The organism is Flavobacterium sp., from assembly GCF_047602195.1.
GTDB lineage: Bacteria > Bacteroidota > Bacteroidia > Flavobacteriales > Flavobacteriaceae > Flavobacterium.
The window spans coordinates 264075-280286 of sequence record NZ_JASGHW010000004.1 but is presented as its reverse complement, the minus strand read 5'-3'; the positions used below and the strand labels follow the sequence as shown (position 1 = coordinate 280286).

Sequence of the window (16212 nt, the reverse complement as noted above, 5' to 3'; positions counted from 1 at the left end):
CTTTTACATCCGAAAAAAATATAGGACGTTTCGCTTAGGGTTTCTTGATGATTTTAAAACTATCCGATTGACCATTTTTATTCTTTACTTTGAGAAGATACACACCTGCCGTTGCTTCAAACTCCAATTGATTTTCTGCAAAAGACTTTATCTGTATTTGCTGTCCTGCCATATTGTATAAGGAAATGTCATTGACGCTCAAAGTTTCCGAATGGTTAATCTTGATTATTCCATTGGTTGGGTTGGGATAAATCGTTACCGGGTCTTTTACATTTGCATAGTCATCGGTACTTAGATTTCCATATTCGAGTTTGACAATCCAATAATCGGTTTCGCCGCGGGCGTTTTCTGTTTTTTCACCCGAAATGGGTGATCGGGAATTGCCTGCCAAAAGCACTTCGCCGTTGGGTAAGATTAGTGTTTGTTTGACACTGTCGGCGGCACTTCCTCCGATGGTTTTTTGCCAATTGATTTCACCTTCGGGACTCAGGTTCAATACCCACATGTCCGAAATCCCTCTTGCGTTTTCGCTTTTTTCCCAAGAAATATTCGAGTCTGATTCTCCGGCAATCAATATCGTCCCATCGTTATTTTCCTGAAGTGAATACGGAAAATCTCCTGCTTCACCACCAATGGTTTTCTGCCACAAGATTCCTCCCAAAGGATCGAGCTTAATCACCCAAAAATCAGCCTCTCCACGAAGAAAACTCGTTTTATCTCCTGAAATTTCAGAAAAACTATATCCGCCTAAAAGATATCCTCCATTCACTTCGATGACTTTCTCGAGATGATCATTTTCACTTCCACCCAATGTTCGTTGCCATTGGATCATACCATCGGCATCAAGCTTTAAAACCCAATAGTCTGCATTGCCCCGGCAATTTTCGGTTTTGTCGTAATTGGCATTGGAGGCCGAAAACCCACCTACAAGGTAGCCAAAGTCTGACGTTTGGATGACCGACCATGCATTGTCATAATTGTCGCCACCATAGGTTTTCTGCCATTCGATAGTTCCGGTTGAGTCGAGTTTGAGTATCCAATAATCGATTGACCCGTTGATGCCGCGCGAAGGTTCGGTCTTTTCACCCGACACATCCGATTGGGATGATCCCACGGCGATGTAGCCACCATCATCGGTTTGTTGTATCGAGCGCAACACATCAAGTCTATTGCCGCCTATGGTTTTTTGCCATAGGATGTTACCATTTTGATCGAGTTTGACAATCCAGAAATCGCCCCCGCCCCCGCGCGTATTTTCGGTTTTCTCCCCGGAGATATCCGATGAGGATATACCACCAGTAATCCAGCCGCCGTCGTTGGTAGCTGCAGCCGAAAATAAGCTATCATGATCACCGCCTCCAATGGTTCTTTGCCATTGGATCTGGCCTGCAACGTTGAGCGCAACAAGCCAAAAATCACTCCCGCCTCTTGAATTTTCATTTTTTTCTCCCGAGATGTTAGACGTTGAACCGCCGCCCAGCAATATACCGCCTGCACTCCCCGAACAAATGGCGTAAAGTATATCTTGGTTGTTGCCTCCAATCGTTTTCTGCCATTGCAATGCCGGTTGCGCCTGAATCGCAACCATACTGCAAAAGGCCAATAGGTTGAATAATTTTCGCATCAGTTCCTGTAAATGATCGATTCTTTGGTGATACCACTTTCGGTTGTTTTCTTGAGTATGTTGTAGTATTGCGTCATCATTTGTTCGTACAGTTCCGGATTATTGACCTGGATCGCGTCGAGTTCGGTAACGGTAACATTCATTGCACCCAGCACTTCCATCGAATAGATCCTTCCCGAAACATAGGGCTCGATGGTACAGGAATATGGCGTGGTCGTCGATACGGTGGAAGAACTGACCTGAGCCGTAGGATTCACCTGATCGATTACGACCTTAATCGCATGGTCGGGACGGTCATTGTACACAAAAGTAGTATTAATATCGACATGTGTTGGGGAGGAAGGTTCAGTATTATAAAAATGATAGGTGAATCCTTTTTGGTAACTGCGCCTGAAGACATAATTCCTGCACACCATGAGGCCGTTTCCTCCGGGTGCTTCCTGTGTGCTGACGATTTGGTTGCCAACCATGAGCAATTCATCGTAAGGCTCGTATAAGCTAGCCACATCATTATAGGTTTGTGTGTAATGCGAAAAACCAGGAGATTCCAGGTACTGTTTCATTCTGGTCACCTGTCCTGCGGTAAGATGAAAACAAGGCGAAGGATCTACAAGATAGCCCATTAGATTGCTCTTAATAATACCTTGGTATGGCGTCCCTTGACAATCAGTATTGGCGGCATTATAATTATAGTTGCACCCTGTAAATTGGCTCCATGATACTTGTGATTGAGCCGGTGTATCTGCCACGAAGTCACCGGCTGTCGTTGCATTGTAATTAGGATCGCTCGGGTTTCTTGTCACATGTTCGCATTCAGGAGTATTATGACCTTGGAAAATATGGAGCAGGTTTAAACAGTGTGCAATCTCATGGCATATTACAAAATCAAAAGTACTCGGATCATTCAAAGCCAAATAGGAAAAGACACTCTTGGTGTTTCCTGTGATGGCATAAGCGCTATTGAGCCCTGCAGAGTTGGCAAAGAAAATGTTGAATGCATCGTAATTATAAAGATTGGATGGATAGGTTCCCCCGTTGTTCTATAAACTTGAATTGTTGGTCACATCATGTCCTAAATATTTGAAAAAAATATTGTACTGATTGAAAGTGAAATTTAATGCCTTTACTGCATTCATTACCTGGGGCAATCCCCATGATGCCCCAAGAATATTTGTGCCATCGGTATCATTCAAAAGATGAAAATACACGCTGATCACATATTTTTTATTCGGATCAATCGGCGGCGGCGAAGGCACTGCCCTTCCGCTCGATCCCGAAGGCGGAGTATATACCGTACCGCAACTAAAAGTTTGTGCCGATAAAATGCCTGTTAAAAAAAATGCCGTAATGGCAACAAGATTTCTCATATTGTTTGGTTTAAAAGTTTTCAAAACGAAACAAAATTACCTGGCCATAATCTTGCGGCATGCCCGCTGTGGTATCGCAGAGCGCGATAAAAGTAAGAAAATCTTTTAAAATTCATATCCTTTTAATTATTTCGGCTGCAAGACAATCAAAAAAGACATTTTCTATCTTTGTTGAAAATTTACGAATCCATGCAAATCCATTATTTATCCGAAGCCAACAGCGTCCTGAACCATTTCCTCGGGCAAATCAGAAACGTCAATGTACAAAATGACAGCATGCGTTTCCGCCGCAACATCGAGCGCATCGGTGAAGTGATGGCGTATGAACTGAGCAAGAACCTGCACTATAAAAACGTTGAAATCCAGACGCCGCTAGGCATCAAGAAAACAACCGAGATCGAAGACCAATTGGTCTTGTGTTCAATTTTGCGCGCAGGTTTGCCGTTGCATCTGGGTTTTCTGAATTACTTCGACAATGCAGAAAACGGATTCGTTTCGGCCTATCGATACCACCACAATAACGACGATGCGTTTGAAATCCGCGTCGAATACCAAGCCGTTCCGAATATTGCCGATAAAAATTTATTGCTCATCGATCCGATGTTAGCCACCGGCCAATCGGTTGTGGCCGTGTTCAATAAGCTGCTCGAAAAAGGCCAGCCCAAGGAAATCCACATCGCGGTCGTGATTGCCGCGCCCGAAGGCGTCGACTACCTGCAACGCAACCTTCCCGATTATTGCCATCTTTGGGTTGCCACGCTCGATGAAAAGCTCAACGAAAAGAACTACATCGTCCCGGGACTGGGCGATGCGGGCGATTTGGCTTACGGCAATAAATTATAAGTTTTAGCGCAAATCCTGTAAAAAGCCGAAGGTCGTTTGCTGCTACTTTGGCCCCATGGATCAACAACTCAAAGTGGCGTTCCTGACGCCCGAATTTCCGCATCCGAAAATTTCCGGTTTGTGCGGCGGTATTGGCACCAGCATTCAAAACCTCGGATCGGCACTGGCCCAACGCGGCGTAAAAGTGAGCATCATTGTCTACAATCAGGAAACAGATGGTTTCTTTGAAGCCGATGGATTCGATTTTTATACGATTCGCAACAACCCAAGCCACAAACGTGGCCGTTACAAAACCCAAAAGAAGATCGAAAAACTGCTGCGCCGGTTGGTCCGCGAAGACAGAGTCAATCTCGTCGAAGCCCCGGATTGGACCGGGATCACCGCATTCATCCAACCCAAATGTCCGGTGGTGGTCAAGGTTCACGGTTCGGAAACCTATTTTGCGCATTTGGCCCAGCGGCCCATCGATCCCGAAACGGCGCGGCAGGAAAAACGCGCCTTGCGCAAAGCCGATGCCTTGCTGGCCGTAAGCCAATTTTCGGCGGAGGTGACCCAATCGGTCATGGCGCTCCGGAAAGATTTTAAAGTCATTCCGAACGGCATCGACATCGGGAAATTTCATCCGCAAACCCAGCACGACCCCACCCATACGATTTTGTATTTCGGTACATTGGTGCGCAAGAAAGGCACTCTGGAATTGCCCCATATTTTCAACAAAGTCGTAGCGCAAAATCCGTCTGTCCAACTGATTTTGGTGGGTTTGGACAGCAATGATCCGGTTACCGGAAAGGCGTCGGTTTGGCAAATGATGCAGCCGATGTTTTCGGAAACCGCGTTGAAAAAAGTGACCTACGCCGGCAGTGTCGCCTATGATAAAATTGCAGCTTATATCGATAGCGCCGACGTTTGCGTGTTTCCGTCGTATGCCGAAGCGCTGCCTGTTTCATGGATGGAAGCCATGGCGATGGGCAAGGCAATCGTGGCTTCGGCTATCGGTTGGGCCAGCGAAATGATTACCGATGGAAAGGATGGATTTTTGGTCCACCCGACACAGCACCAACACTATGCAGATCGAATAGTGCAATTGCTTGAAAATGCCGATTTGCGTCAATCCTTCGGCCAGCAGGCCCGAAAAACGGTACAGGAAAAATTTGATTTCGAAAAAATTGCCCAGCAACATGTTTCGGCTTATGCGAAAATCCTGCAGCAAAAACCGGCTTACAACTGGAGAAAGTACGCAAACAGGCCGCTCGAAATGGTCACGGCCAGGATCACTTCTTTCTGCCATTGGATTGCGGCAGCCTCTACATGACTCGTGGCCATCATGGCCAACGGTGCGAAAGTAAAGATCAAAAGTTCGTTGCTCTTGTGCGGGGACACCACAAAAATAAGTACGCCGATAAAAAACGACCAGATGATTTTCTTGTAAGAAGAATGCAAAATCAACGGCCGGTTCGACAACGACAGCAACAACGACACCACGAAGAACAGCGCAATGGTCGCATAGACCGAAAGCGCGGCATTCTGGAAATTGTTGTCGAAATAATTGATCTTGAAATCGAATTGCGCATTGGCGATCAATTGGTTGATCCATTCCTTATCGATCAATAAGGCGAAGAAAAGAAATATCGTCACGGCCGTAAAAAAGGCGATGAACGGCAAAAACCAATTGCGGTAATCGCGCGCGGCATGGAACAAAATCGAAATGAACACCAGCACGATGAACGCGATGCACCAAAAGTGGAAAAAGGCCGCGAGGAAAATCCACAACGAGGCATCGAATATTTTTTCCTTGGTGGCCTTGAGCGAGTGCAGCGAAACGAGCCGACGCATCGACAACAGCACCAAAAAATTGGCCACAACAAGCCGCAGGTTGTCCATCAAGGGCGGAGAAAACAACAAAAAAACCAGGTAAAACAATACCGTGTAAGCGCTGTCCTTGCTGAGCCCGTTTTTCTTTACGATGAAATTGGCGATGAAAAGCGAGGCGAAAATAAACGACAACAAGCTGAATTTCAAGACGTAATCGGCGAGCGTATTTTGCCCCGTGGTGTGCCCGATCTGAAAAATGAAAAAGAAAAATACGACCGCCAGGATAACCAGCGAATAATTTAACGGCGTAGATTTTCTAAAAAGGCTTGTTATCATGAATCTATTTTATACTTTTGTGACTGTAAATATAACATTGTTTAAAAAAGAAACCGCGGCCAAACCGCGGAATCCATAAAAATAAGTCATTATGATGCGATCTATTTTCTTAGCGATCCAGTGGTTTTTTGAAAACATCATGTTCATCCCGCAAAACTTTTTCAGACAACTCGAATTGTCGAGCTGGACCGGGGCGAACATCGTGAACTGGATTTTTATGATCATCTGTGCTGTGGCTACCGTTTACTGGTGCAAACAGCTTACTTTACACCATGCCAGCGGCGAAGACGACCAGGATACTACGGCACACTCGTTCTTAAAGTAAGTCGAAACCGATATCCTTTCTAAAATACATCTTATCAAAGCTTAGCCTGTCTATGTTTTGGTAAGATTTTTTTATGGCCTGTTGGAAATCATCGCCGTACGAAGTCACCGCAATGACACGCCCGCCGTTGGTCACGACTTTGCCGTTTTCGGTTTTGGTCCCGGCATGGAACGCAATCGATCCTTCGACATTTTCGAGTCCCGAAATTTCCTTTCCTTTCTCATAATCTTCTGGGTAGCCGCCCGAAACGACCATGATTGTCGCGGCACTTCTGTCGTCAATCTTGAGCGCTACTTCATCCAATCGTTGGTTTGAAACGGCGACAAACAATTCGACCAAATCCGATTTCAATCTTGGAATCACCACTTCGGTTTCCGGGTCGCCCATCCTGACGTTGTATTCGATGACCATCGGCTCACCTTTCACATTGATCAATCCGATGAAAACGAATCCTTTGTATGGGATGTTGTCGTGCTGCAAACCGGCAATGGTCGGCTTGACGATGCGCGATTCGATTTTATCCATCAACGTCTTATCGGCAAACGGAACCGGGGAAACCGCGCCCATTCCACCCGTATTCAAGCCGGTGTCGCCTTCGCCGATGCGTTTGTAATCTTTGGCCGTCGGCAAGATTTTATAATTTTTGCCATCGGTTAACACGAAACAGCTCAATTCGATGCCGTCGAGGAATTCCTCAATGACGACTTTGCTGCTGGCCGTCCCGAACTTGGCGTGCACGAGCATATTCCGCAATTCGGCTTTGGCTTCCTCCAAATCCTGGATGATCAATACGCCTTTGCCTGCGGCCAATCCATCGGCTTTCAACACATAAGGCGGCGACAATGTTTCGAGAAAATCACAGCCGTTTTCGACCGTTTCTTTGGTAAAACTGCCATAAGCGGCGGTCGGAATTTTATGCTTGACGAGAAATTCCTTCGCGAATTCCTTGCTGCCCTCGAGTTTCGCGCCGAGTTTCGACGGCCCGATGACCGGAACATCACACAAAATCGGGTCTTCCTCAAAGAAATCGAAAATCCCTTTCACAAGCGGATCTTCTGGGCCCACGACGACCATGTTGACTTTTTCCTTGATGACAAAAGTCTTGATGGCGTCGAAGTCGGTGGGATTGAGGTTAATGTTGGTCGCGATGCCTTCGGTACCGGCATTTCCGGGTGCGACAAAAAGTTTCGAGCAGTGTACGCTCTGGAGCATTTTCCAGGCCAATGCATGTTCGCGTCCGCCGGATCCTAAAAGTAAAATGGTCATTGTGCTGTTGTTGTTTTGATGGCACAAAAATAGGGGCTTTTGCGCGCAAAAAATAATTAATCTTTAAAAAAACTTCCAATCCTAACGCTCGGTGGCGGGTAAATATTATTTTTGGGAAAAATTCGCGCTGGTGTTTAAAATTTTCGATTTTTCGCTCAAAATGAATGGCTTCCCTCTCGAGGAAGCCAAGCGCAAACTCGCCCAGATTTTGGCAGTCCCAGAGCAAGATTATGCCGCTTTTCTCGAACACAAAAAACGCGAACTCGTCGAATTCCACCTGGCCAGCAACCCATTTTACCAAAGCCTCGTCGGTAAAAATTCGTTTGACCGTTGGGAAGATTTGCCCATCATGCGCAAGATCGATTACCAGCGGCCTTTGGATCAGCGGCTTTCAGAAGGCTATTCACAAAAGACCGCCTACATCAACAAGACCTCGGGCTCGAGCGGCGACCCGATGGTGTTTGCCAAGGACAAAGCCTATCATGCGCTCATTTGGGCCAACATTATTAGACGATTCGGCTGGTATGGCGTCGATTTCAATCATTCTTTGCAAGCACGGTTTTATGGGATGCCGCTCGATTTCATCCCGAATCTGACGTTGCGCTTCAAGGACATCCTGAGCCGTCGTTACCGCTTTAGCATTTTCGATTTCTCGGATGCAGGAATTGAAATCATCCTCAAAAAATTTGCAACGAAAAAATTCGATTACATCAACGGCTACACGAGTTCAATCGTTTTGGTCGCGAAATACCTCAAAAAGAAAAACCTCATTTTAAAAGAAATTTGTCCGACGCTCAAGGTGTGCATCGTCACTTCGGAAATGCTGTTTGAGGACGACAAAATGTTACTTGAAACACATCTCGGCATTCCTGTCGTCAATGAATATGGCGCGAGTGAAGTCGACATGATCGCGTTCCAAAACACCGAAGATGAGTGGATCGTCAACGCCGAGAGTTCGATCATCGAAATCGTAGACGAGAACGGAAAAATTTTGCCACATGGCCAACAAGGAAGAATCTTGGTCACTTGCCTGTACAATTTCGCACATCCGTTCATCCGTTATGAGGTGGGCGATTATGGCATTTTGGATGAAAAAAGTACGGCCAAGAAACCAATCCTCAAAAAGCTGATCGGGCGTACCAATGACGTCGCGATCCTGCCTTCGGGGAAAAAACCCGCCGGGATGACGTTCTATTCGATTACCAAACGCTTGTTCGGCGACGACGGAAATGTCAAGGAGTTTGTCATCAAACAGACAAAATTGGATACTTTTGAAATCGATTACACGAGCGAAAAACCGCTAAGCGAAGCCGAAATTTCGGAGATGGAAAAAGTGTTCGCCGATTTCCTCGAACCCGGACTGACGTACATCTACCACCGCAAAACCGTGCTCGAGCGCAGCAAAAGTGGCAAGCTCAAACAATTTGTGTCCGAACTAAAACAAGATTCATGAAAATAACCATCGTTGCCGGCGCGCGCCCAAATTTCATCAAGATTGCCCCCATCATCAAGGCCATCGAAAAAAAGCAACACGAAGGTGCAGATCTTTCGTACCGGCTCGTTCATACCGGACAGCATTACGACAAGAACCTCAGCGATACGTTTTTCGAGGAGCTCAACATCCCGCAGCCGCACAGCAACCTCGAGGTCAAAAGCGGTTCGCAATCCGAGCAGACCGCCGCGATCATGATTGCGTTTGAGCAGGAGCTGATCCAAAATCCTTGCGATCTGGTCGTGGTCGTGGGAGATGTCAATTCGACGATGGCCTGCGCGATCGTGGCCAAGAAAATGCATATCAAGGTTGCGCATGTCGAGGCCGGCATCCGTTCGGGCGATTGGACGATGCCCGAGGAAATCAACCGCATCGTGACCGACAGCATCACCGACCTGTTTTTTACGACTTCGGTTTGGGCGGGTGAAAATTTGCTCCAATACGGCACCAATCCGATGCACATCCATTTTGTCGGAAATGTCATGATCGATACGCTGACACAGAATTTGGGACGCATCACCAAACCCGATTTTTGGGATGCCTTTAATCTTGAAACCGGAAATTACATCATCTTGACGCTGCACCGACCGTCGAATGTAGACGAAGAACAATCGCTGCAAAAATTGCTGCTCGGCATCGATGCGTTGGCCAAGGACAAAAAAGTCATTTTCCCCGTGCATCCGAGAACCAAGGCGATCCTGCAAAACTCCATGCTCGATTTCAAGAACATCATTTACGTCGAGCCGCAAGGTTACCTGAGTTTCATGTACCTGATCAAGAACAGCTTTGCCGTGATTACCGATTCGGGCGGCATTTCAGAAGAAACGACCGTGCTCAAAATTCCGTGTTTTACGATGCGCACGACGACCGAACGTCCCGAAACGCAAACCATCGGCACCAATACGCTCGTCGGGATTTCGATTGAAAACCTCGAAAAGGAATTCAACAAATTCCTCGAAAACGGCCCGCGCGAAAGCGGCATTCCCGAACTTTGGGACGGGAAAGCCTCCGAAAGAATCATCGAAATCCTGCTGCAATCCTAGTGGAAGACCTGCTGATCATATCGAACTATTACCCGCCCGAAAAAGGCGCCGCGGCCAACCGCATCGAACAGTTGGCGCTCAAGCTCCAGCAGCACCATTACAATGTTTCGGTGGTTTGCCCGCTCGCGAATTACCCGAAAGGCGAAGTGTTTCCGGCTTACAAGGGCAAATTTCTCGTCCATGAAAATTTGGACGGCGTCAAGGTTTCCAGACTTTGGATCTTGCCCAGCGTGAGCAAAAACCTCATCGTCCGGTTGCTGTCGGTTTTTTCGTTTGCGGGTGTGTTGTTTTTCTATCTGCTGTTCAAGAAAACGCCGAAGAAAATCATCGTACAGTCGCCGCCGTTGTTGCTGTCGTTCTTGTCGGTTTTTGTGCTTTCGTTCAAGAACAAAAAGATCATCCTCAATGTTTCCGATCTTTGGCCGATGGCCGCTCTCGAATTGAACGCCCTCAAAAGAGGCAGTTTCTCGCACAAGGTCTCGTTGTTTTTCGAACGCTTCATCTACAAGAATGCGACCTTGGTTTTGGGCCAATCCAATGAAATCATACAACACGTCCAGGAAATTATCCCTGGAAAGCGCTGTTTCCTGTACCGCAATTTCCCCGACCACCAAATCGACCAACTGACCATCGTCCAGGACGGCAATCCCAAAATCAAAATGTTTTATGCCGGTCTGCTCGGAGTGGCGCAGGGCGTTTTGGAAGTGTGCCAGCGCATGGATTTGGCCGGCCACAACATCGAATTCCACATTTTTGGCGACGGGGCCGAGAAAGCGGCGATCGAGACCTACATCCAGAACCATCCGGAGAAGAATATTGTTTTTCACGGCATGCTTGACCGAAGTGAATTGCTCCAAAGACTGGCTTCGTTTGACGTGGCGCTGGTTCCGCTCAAAACGCGGATTTTCGGTTCGGTGCCGTCGAAGATTTTCGAATACGGCGCGCTCGGGATTCCGAGTTTGTATTTCGGGGGCGGCGAAGGCGAGACGATTGTCGCCGAAAATAATTTGGGTTGGATTGCGAAAGTCGGCGATTTTGAAAGCCTGAATCTGGTTTTGGGTGAAATTTCGAACACGCAAAAATCCAAGATCCAAGCCATGCGCAAAGACGTTTTCGAGCGCGCACAGACGCATTTCAACCTCGACCGTCAAATCCAGAAACTGATTGCCGAAGGCGTGTTCTAATAGGCTTTTTCTTCGCCCTTGAAGATGTTGATGACGGTTTGGACGATGATTTTGAGATCGAGGATCAACGACCAGTTCTCGATGTAAAACACGTCGTATTTGATGCGGTTGATCATGTCCTCATCGGTTTCGATCTCGCCGCGAAAACCACGCACCTGCGCCAATCCGGTGATGCCGGGTTTGACGTAATGGCGCACCATGTATTTCTTGATCTTGCTGCCGTAAGCCTTGTTCTGTGACCAAAGGTGTGGTCTTGGGCCCACGACCGACATCTCGCCGACCAATACGTTGAGGAACTGCGGCAATTCATCGATGCTGGTCTTGCGCATGAATTTTCCAATCTTGGTCACGCGCGGATCGTTCTTGGAGGCTTCTTTCTCGGTGGTCTTGTTGACCTTCATCGATCGGAATTTGTAACAGAAGAATTCGCGTTCATCGAGCCCCGGTCTTCCCTGACGGAAGAAAATCGGGCCCGGCGATTCGAGCTTGATCAATACGGCCAGGATCGGGACGAGCCACGAAAGCAGGAAAAGCATCACAAACAACGAGAAAAAGATGTCGAAAACCCGCTTGACGACCTTGATGATCGGCTGGTGCAATTGGGTGCGCTGCAGCGAAAGTACCGGAAACAATTCGTAGTAATCGATCTTGAGGTTTTTGGAGAAAATCTCCTTGGCATCGGGGATGAACTTGATCGTGACTTTGTTGTCGTCCGAGAATTCGACAAGGTCCTTGACCTGTTCGTTCGAAATCTCATTGAGCGAGCAATAGATCTCATCGATGTTCTTGTCGAGCACAAACTGTTTGAGCGTATCGATCTTGCCGATGATGTTGGCGTTGGTTTTCTTGTCGGAGAAAAAGCCGAAGAAGCGGTAGCCGTAATCGTTGCGCGTCTCGAAAACCTCCTTGAGGCGGATCGCCTCGGGCGTGTATCCGATGATGACGGCATTGCGGAAATTGCTTCCGGTGATGATGCGGTATTTTTTGAGGTAATAAAAAAGCAGGTACTTGAAAATCGTGATCAGCGCAAAACTCGCGGTCATGAACCACGCAATGGCCGTCCCGCTGAAGATGACCGCCTTGGAGAACGGGAAAAACGCAATGATCACGAGCAGGAACAATACGCCCTGTTGCAGAATCTTCGAGGCGATTTCTACCGGCGTCGTGAACCGGTACACTTCATAAAATCGGATGAACAAAGCCACCAATCCCCACAAAAGCGTTTGATAGGACAGGTAATACACAAAGTTAAGGTTCAATTCCCTCAGGAAATATAAACTCAACAGCGTAATTACCAAAAGATCGAATGCAACGCTTATAGGCCTGATGTACTTTGAATATCTTCCTTTATGCTGTGAAACCATGCTAGTGGATGTATCCCGTAAAGTCTTTGTGTTCTTCTTTCAAGAGTTCTTCAGTCGACAACGATTTGAAATAGTCATAGGTGATTTTCATCCCTTCGGCACGCGAAACCTTGGCTTCCCATCCGAGGATGGCTTTGGCTTTGGTCGTATCGGGTTGTCTCTGCAACGGATCGTTCATCGGCAGCGGATGGTAGACCACTTTCTGGTTGGTTCCCGTGAGCTTGATGATTTCCTCGGCAAAATCCTTGATCGTGATTTCGTCTGGGTTGCCGATGTTGACCGGATACACATAGTCCGAATGCAGCAAACGGAAAATGCCTTCGACCTGGTCGTCCACGTAGCAGAACGAACGCGTCTGCGAACCGTCGCCAAAAATCGTCAAATCTTCACCGCGCAACGCCTGTCCGATAAAAGCCGGAATGACACGACCGTCGTTGAGTCGCATTCTCGGACCATAAGTGTTGAAAATCCTAACGATTCTCGTTTCTACACCGTGGAATGTATGGTAGGCCATCGTGATCGACTCCTGGAAACGCTTGGCTTCGTCGTATACGCCGCGCGGTCCGATCGTGTTCACGTTGCCGTAGTAATCCTCGGTTTGCGGATGCACGAGCGGATCACCGTAAATCTCCGAAGTCGAGGCAATCAAGATTCTGGCTTTCTTGACGCGCGCCAAACCGAGCAGGTTGTGCGTGCCGAGCGAGCCGACTTTGAGCGTCTGGATCGGAATCTTGAGGTAATCGATCGGGCTGGCCGGTGAGGCAAAGTGCAGGATGTAATCGAGTTCGCCCGGAACATGGACATACTTGGTGACATCGTGGTGGTAGAATTCGAAGTGCTTGTTTTTGAAAAGGTGCTGGATGTTTTTTAAATCCCCTGTGATGAGATTGTCCATCCCGATCACATGATAACCTTCTGCTATAAACCGGTCGCACAAGTGTGAGCCCAAAAAGCCCGCCGCGCCGGTGATGAGTATTCTCTTCATAGTTTTATTTTATTCTTTTTCAGCGGCCGTAAACCGTATGCCCGAATTGAAAAGGCAGTACATTACGGTGAAAAAAATGATGCCCCGCTGTCTTGATAAAAAAGATTCCGTCAAAAATAAACTTATCATTAGAATTGCGAAAGAAATATGGATAAAATCTTTTGTTTGAAGCGCATTTTTAAGATTAATGCCAAGCATGACCACCAAAAGTAATAATCCGAAAATGCCGAGTTCGGCAAAAACCTGTACGTATTGGTTGTGGAAGTTTTTGTTCTGGTAGCCGTCGTGCGTCTCATTTCCTGAAAACACGCGGTGTTGCCGGCCTTTTTCCTTGATTTTTTCGTCGACCGCATTGAGCCCATAACCGGTAAAGAAAATGGAATCTTCCGAGAGCAATTCCTTAAAAATCCTGATTTGGTACACGCGGAAAGCCGCCCCGGGAAAATAATCATTGTCGGAGAAGGTTTCCTGGTTCCAGGCTTCCCAGATCGTCACGTTGTAGACTTTGTTGAAATTGTTACCAACCTCGGTGTTGACGGTGTCCTGTCTCGTATTCGAGTTGAATTCGATCAGGAAACGGTCCTTGATTTTACCCATAAAGGCCGCTGAGGCGAGTAAAGTGACCAAAATGCCCCACAACAGCAGTTGCCTGTTCTTGGATCGGAACAACCGAAACGAATAAATTCCGGCGAGCAGCAAAAATACAAGCAGGATATTCTTGGAAGAAAGCTGCACGAGGAAAACCACGAGCAATACCACCGCCATTTTGTCGAAATTGGATTTCGAGCCACGCGTCAGAAAATAGAAGATGCTGACCGTTATATAGACCGAAACATGGATGGCATTGACGTCCTCGGTCACGAGTTCATGGTAGAAAAAAACCGAGCTGTCCTGTCCGGCAACGAAACGAACCAGTGCCTTGATCAGCCAAAATAGCGTAAATCCTACCATTCCGTAGCTGAAATAGCGCAGGATCTTTTGCTTCTGCAAGCAATCGAGCGCGGGGAAAATCATGAAGCACAGCGGAACCAACAGCAATGGGATTCCTTTCTGCAATGCCTTGACCGAGACGCGGAAATCGACGCTCCAAAGCAGTGAAACCATCATCAGCACAAACAAGCCGATGGGCAGCAACAATCGGGTTTCCAGGTGTACGTTTCTTTTCTTGGCCGTAATCAGGGTGGTACCGACGAGCAAAATAACCGAGATGCTGTTGCACACATACGGCAACGGAATCGTCAATAAACTCAAGGCAATTAAAAGAAGGGTCGGGTGTTCTTTACTTTCCTGTCTGAGATTGAGCAAAACAGTCTTCAAATAATTTGAGGTATGCTCCATTTATTTTTTCCCAGTTAAAATCATTTTCGATGGCCGTGTAATTGTTTTCGACCAGGCGCAAGTTATCACTTTTTTTGATAGTGCCGAGCAAATTTTTAACCTCTTTCGGATTGGCAAAATAAAATGCATTGTCTTTGAGCACGCCGCGGTTGAAGTCGTTGTTGTGGGCCGCGATAAGCGCCTGGGAAGCCATGGCCTCGAGCAGCGACGGATTGGTTCCGCCCACCGAATGTCCGTGGAAATACAGATTCGAGAAATAACGCAGGTTGTCCAGGTGCAGCAAATTGTAAATCCCGCCCATGAATCGGATGTTGGCGTGGCCGGCATATTTGTCTTTGAGGTAGGCGCCGTATTTTGTATTGTGGTTGCCCACGACCAGGATCGGGGTCTTTTCTTGTTGCAGTGTCACGCCTTCGAGCACCATGTCGAGGTTGTTCTCGGGTTCGAAACGCGCCATGATCATGTTGTAACGGCCTTTTTCCACATTGTACTGTGCGATTATCGATTCGTCCGGTTGGTTGAACGGATGCGCTCCATAGGCGATATAAGTCGATTCCTTGCCGTACTGTTTCTTGAGGAACGACTGGATCCCGAGTGAATCGGCGACCAGGTAATCGCTGCTCACGGCCGCCAAGCGTTCGGCGAACTTGAGGAACTGGCGCACCGGGCGGTTGTATTTCGAGCGTTTCCACTCGAGCCCGTCCATATTGGTGATCACGATCGGTTTTTTGGGCAAAAGGAAAAACCAGACCGAGTTGCTCGTGTAACCGAGCTGCAGCAGGATGTCGAAGTCGCGTTTGCGCGAATCGAGGATGCAGTTGTAGTCGTAAATGAATTGCCCAAAAGTGCCCATCTTGTGTTCCGGGTCGTTCTGGTGGATGATGTTCACACCGTTCCAGGTCTTTTCCTGGTGCGGATGGTTGTGCGAATTATAGACATACACCTCATGGCCTTTCTCGACAAGATAGACCGAAAAGAACTCGGCAAACTGTTCGAAACCGCCATAATGGTTGGGCACGCCTCGGGTTCCTATAATTCCTATTTTCATTGAAGCAACTTTTTTCGGGGGCAAAAATAGGGATTTTTTGCAATTATCAACCGATGTTCGGCCAAGACCCTAAATATTCCTCCATCCGGATAATAAAATCCATCGCCAATCGTTATCACAGGTGGTATCGATAATATTTTACGCGCCATACTGTTAAATGATAATGCCGCCATTGCTTATTTAGA

The 16212-nt window shown here is 47.3% G+C and carries 15 protein-coding genes; 6 read left to right on the top strand and 9 right to left on the bottom strand.

All coding sequences use genetic code 11. The annotated features are described in order from the left end of the window. Nucleotides 1-34: 34 nt before the first annotated feature. The 3 genes from QM717_RS07630 to QM717_RS07620 all read right to left on the bottom strand — a co-directional run bounded on the left by QM717_RS07630 (nucleotide 35) and on the right by QM717_RS07620 (nucleotide 2991). Nucleotides 35-1624, bottom strand: a complete 1590-nt coding sequence (locus QM717_RS07630) for a T9SS type A sorting domain-containing protein (protein WP_415036476.1) — start codon at nucleotides 1622-1624, stop codon at nucleotides 35-37. Continuing rightward, nucleotides 1624-2571 carry a M43 family zinc metalloprotease gene (locus QM717_RS07625; RefSeq protein WP_415040093.1) on the bottom strand — a complete coding sequence of 316 codons (948 nt, stop codon included), beginning with the start codon at nucleotides 2569-2571 and terminating at the stop codon, nucleotides 1624-1626. The genes QM717_RS07630 and QM717_RS07625 overlap by 1 nt, the downstream gene beginning before the upstream one ends. A 93-nt stretch (nucleotides 2572-2664) precedes the next feature. Then, nucleotides 2665-2991 carry a hypothetical protein gene (locus QM717_RS07620; protein ID WP_415036474.1) on the bottom strand — a complete coding sequence of 109 codons (327 nt, stop codon included), beginning with the start codon at nucleotides 2989-2991 and terminating at the stop codon, nucleotides 2665-2667. 189 nt (nucleotides 2992-3180) lie between these two features. On the opposite strand from QM717_RS07620, the gene upp reads away from it, so the two are divergent. Both upp and QM717_RS07610 read left to right on the top strand, forming a co-directional pair. Continuing rightward, nucleotides 3181-3834 (top strand): uracil phosphoribosyltransferase, encoded by a 654-nt coding sequence (gene upp, locus QM717_RS07615; protein WP_415036472.1) that lies wholly within the window; start codon nucleotides 3181-3183, stop codon nucleotides 3832-3834. 55 nt (nucleotides 3835-3889) lie between these two features. Further along, on the top strand, nucleotides 3890-5146 hold the full coding sequence (locus QM717_RS07610; protein WP_415036470.1) for a glycosyltransferase family 4 protein: 1257 nt from the start codon (nucleotides 3890-3892) through the stop codon (nucleotides 5144-5146). Here QM717_RS07610 and QM717_RS07605 read toward each other — a convergent pair. Beyond that, nucleotides 5053-5982, bottom strand: coding sequence for a DUF6427 family protein (locus QM717_RS07605; protein ID WP_415036468.1), 930 nt, complete (start codon nucleotides 5980-5982; stop codon nucleotides 5053-5055). The genes QM717_RS07610 and QM717_RS07605 overlap by 94 nt on opposite strands. 94 nt (nucleotides 5983-6076) lie before the next feature. Here QM717_RS07605 and QM717_RS07600 point away from each other — a divergent pair, with 94 nt between their 5' ends. Next, a complete protein-coding gene (locus tag QM717_RS07600) occupies nucleotides 6077-6307 on the top strand; it encodes a DUF6341 family protein (RefSeq protein WP_415040091.1) in 231 nt (76 codons plus the stop codon). Here QM717_RS07600 and purD read toward each other — a convergent pair. Next, nucleotides 6299-7573: a phosphoribosylamine--glycine ligase gene (purD, locus tag QM717_RS07595; RefSeq protein ID WP_415036466.1), complete on the bottom strand. Its 1275-nt coding sequence runs from the start codon at nucleotides 7571-7573 to the stop codon at nucleotides 6299-6301. The two genes, QM717_RS07600 and purD, sit on opposite strands and share 9 nt — an antisense overlap. Nucleotides 7574-7703: 130 nt before the next feature. Between purD and QM717_RS07590 the strand changes: the two genes are divergently transcribed. Genes QM717_RS07590 through QM717_RS07580 form a run of 3 tightly spaced genes read left to right on the top strand, consistent with a single transcriptional unit; the run spans nucleotide 7704 to nucleotide 11292 of the window. Next, entirely contained in the window at nucleotides 7704-9026 is a 1323-nt protein-coding gene (locus QM717_RS07590; protein WP_415036464.1) for a phenylacetate--CoA ligase family protein, read from the top strand. Beyond that, nucleotides 9023-10108: a non-hydrolyzing UDP-N-acetylglucosamine 2-epimerase gene (gene wecB, locus QM717_RS07585; RefSeq protein WP_415036462.1), complete on the top strand. Its 1086-nt coding sequence runs from the start codon at nucleotides 9023-9025 to the stop codon at nucleotides 10106-10108. Before QM717_RS07590 ends, wecB begins: the two co-directional genes overlap by 4 nt. Beyond that, a complete protein-coding gene (locus QM717_RS07580) occupies nucleotides 10108-11292 on the top strand; it encodes a glycosyltransferase family 4 protein (protein WP_415036460.1) in 1185 nt (394 codons plus the stop codon). The genes wecB and QM717_RS07580 overlap by 1 nt, the downstream gene beginning before the upstream one ends. Here QM717_RS07580 and QM717_RS07575 read toward each other — a convergent pair. The 4 genes from QM717_RS07575 to QM717_RS07560 are packed head-to-tail and all read right to left on the bottom strand — an operon-like array spanning nucleotide 11289 to nucleotide 16027. Further along, complete coding sequence (locus QM717_RS07575; RefSeq protein WP_415036458.1) at nucleotides 11289-12656, bottom strand: undecaprenyl-phosphate glucose phosphotransferase; 1368 nt, start codon at nucleotides 12654-12656, stop codon at nucleotides 11289-11291. The two genes, QM717_RS07580 and QM717_RS07575, sit on opposite strands and share 4 nt — an antisense overlap. Nucleotide 12657: 1 nt before the next feature. Beyond that, entirely contained in the window at nucleotides 12658-13641 is a 984-nt protein-coding gene (locus tag QM717_RS07570) for a UDP-glucuronic acid decarboxylase family protein (protein WP_415036456.1), read from the bottom strand. A 9-nt stretch (nucleotides 13642-13650) separates the two neighbouring features. Then, nucleotides 13651-14979 (bottom strand): O-antigen ligase family protein, encoded by a 1329-nt coding sequence (locus QM717_RS07565; protein ID WP_415036454.1) that lies wholly within the window; start codon nucleotides 14977-14979, stop codon nucleotides 13651-13653. Beyond that, complete coding sequence (locus QM717_RS07560; RefSeq protein ID WP_415036452.1) at nucleotides 14921-16027, bottom strand: DUF1972 domain-containing protein; 1107 nt, start codon at nucleotides 16025-16027, stop codon at nucleotides 14921-14923. Before QM717_RS07560 ends, QM717_RS07565 begins: the two co-directional genes overlap by 59 nt. Nucleotides 16028-16212 lie beyond the last annotated feature (185 nt).

What these genes read in the sequence shown, in the direction of transcription:
- QM717_RS07610 (WP_415036470.1), top strand. Translation starts at nt 3,890, where the DNA reads ATGGATCAACAACTCAAAGTGGCGTTCCTGACGCCCGAATTTCCGCAT.
- QM717_RS07575 (WP_415036458.1), bottom strand. Translation starts at nt 12,656, where the DNA reads ATGGTTTCACAGCATAAAGGAAGATATTCAAAGTACATCAGGCCTATA.
- QM717_RS07600 (WP_415040091.1), top strand. Translation starts at nt 6,077, where the DNA reads ATGCGATCTATTTTCTTAGCGATCCAGTGGTTTTTTGAAAACATCATG.
- QM717_RS07560 (WP_415036452.1), bottom strand. Translation starts at nt 16,027, where the DNA reads ATGAAAATAGGAATTATAGGAACCCGAGGCGTGCCCAACCATTATGGC.
- QM717_RS07630 (WP_415036476.1), bottom strand. Translation starts at nt 1,624, where the DNA reads ATGCGAAAATTATTCAACCTATTGGCCTTTTGCAGTATGGTTGCGATT.
- QM717_RS07565 (WP_415036454.1), bottom strand. Translation starts at nt 14,979, where the DNA reads ATGGAGCATACCTCAAATTATTTGAAGACTGTTTTGCTCAATCTCAGA.
- QM717_RS07605 (WP_415036468.1), bottom strand. Translation starts at nt 5,982, where the DNA reads ATGATAACAAGCCTTTTTAGAAAATCTACGCCGTTAAATTATTCGCTG.
- QM717_RS07620 (WP_415036474.1), bottom strand. Translation starts at nt 2,991, where the DNA reads ATGAGAAATCTTGTTGCCATTACGGCATTTTTTTTAACAGGCATTTTA.
- QM717_RS07570 (WP_415036456.1), bottom strand. Translation starts at nt 13,641, where the DNA reads ATGAAGAGAATACTCATCACCGGCGCGGCGGGCTTTTTGGGCTCACAC.
- wecB (WP_415036462.1), top strand. Translation starts at nt 9,023, where the DNA reads ATGAAAATAACCATCGTTGCCGGCGCGCGCCCAAATTTCATCAAGATT.
- purD (WP_415036466.1), bottom strand. Translation starts at nt 7,573, where the DNA reads ATGACCATTTTACTTTTAGGATCCGGCGGACGCGAACATGCATTGGCC.
- upp (WP_415036472.1), top strand. Translation starts at nt 3,181, where the DNA reads ATGCAAATCCATTATTTATCCGAAGCCAACAGCGTCCTGAACCATTTC.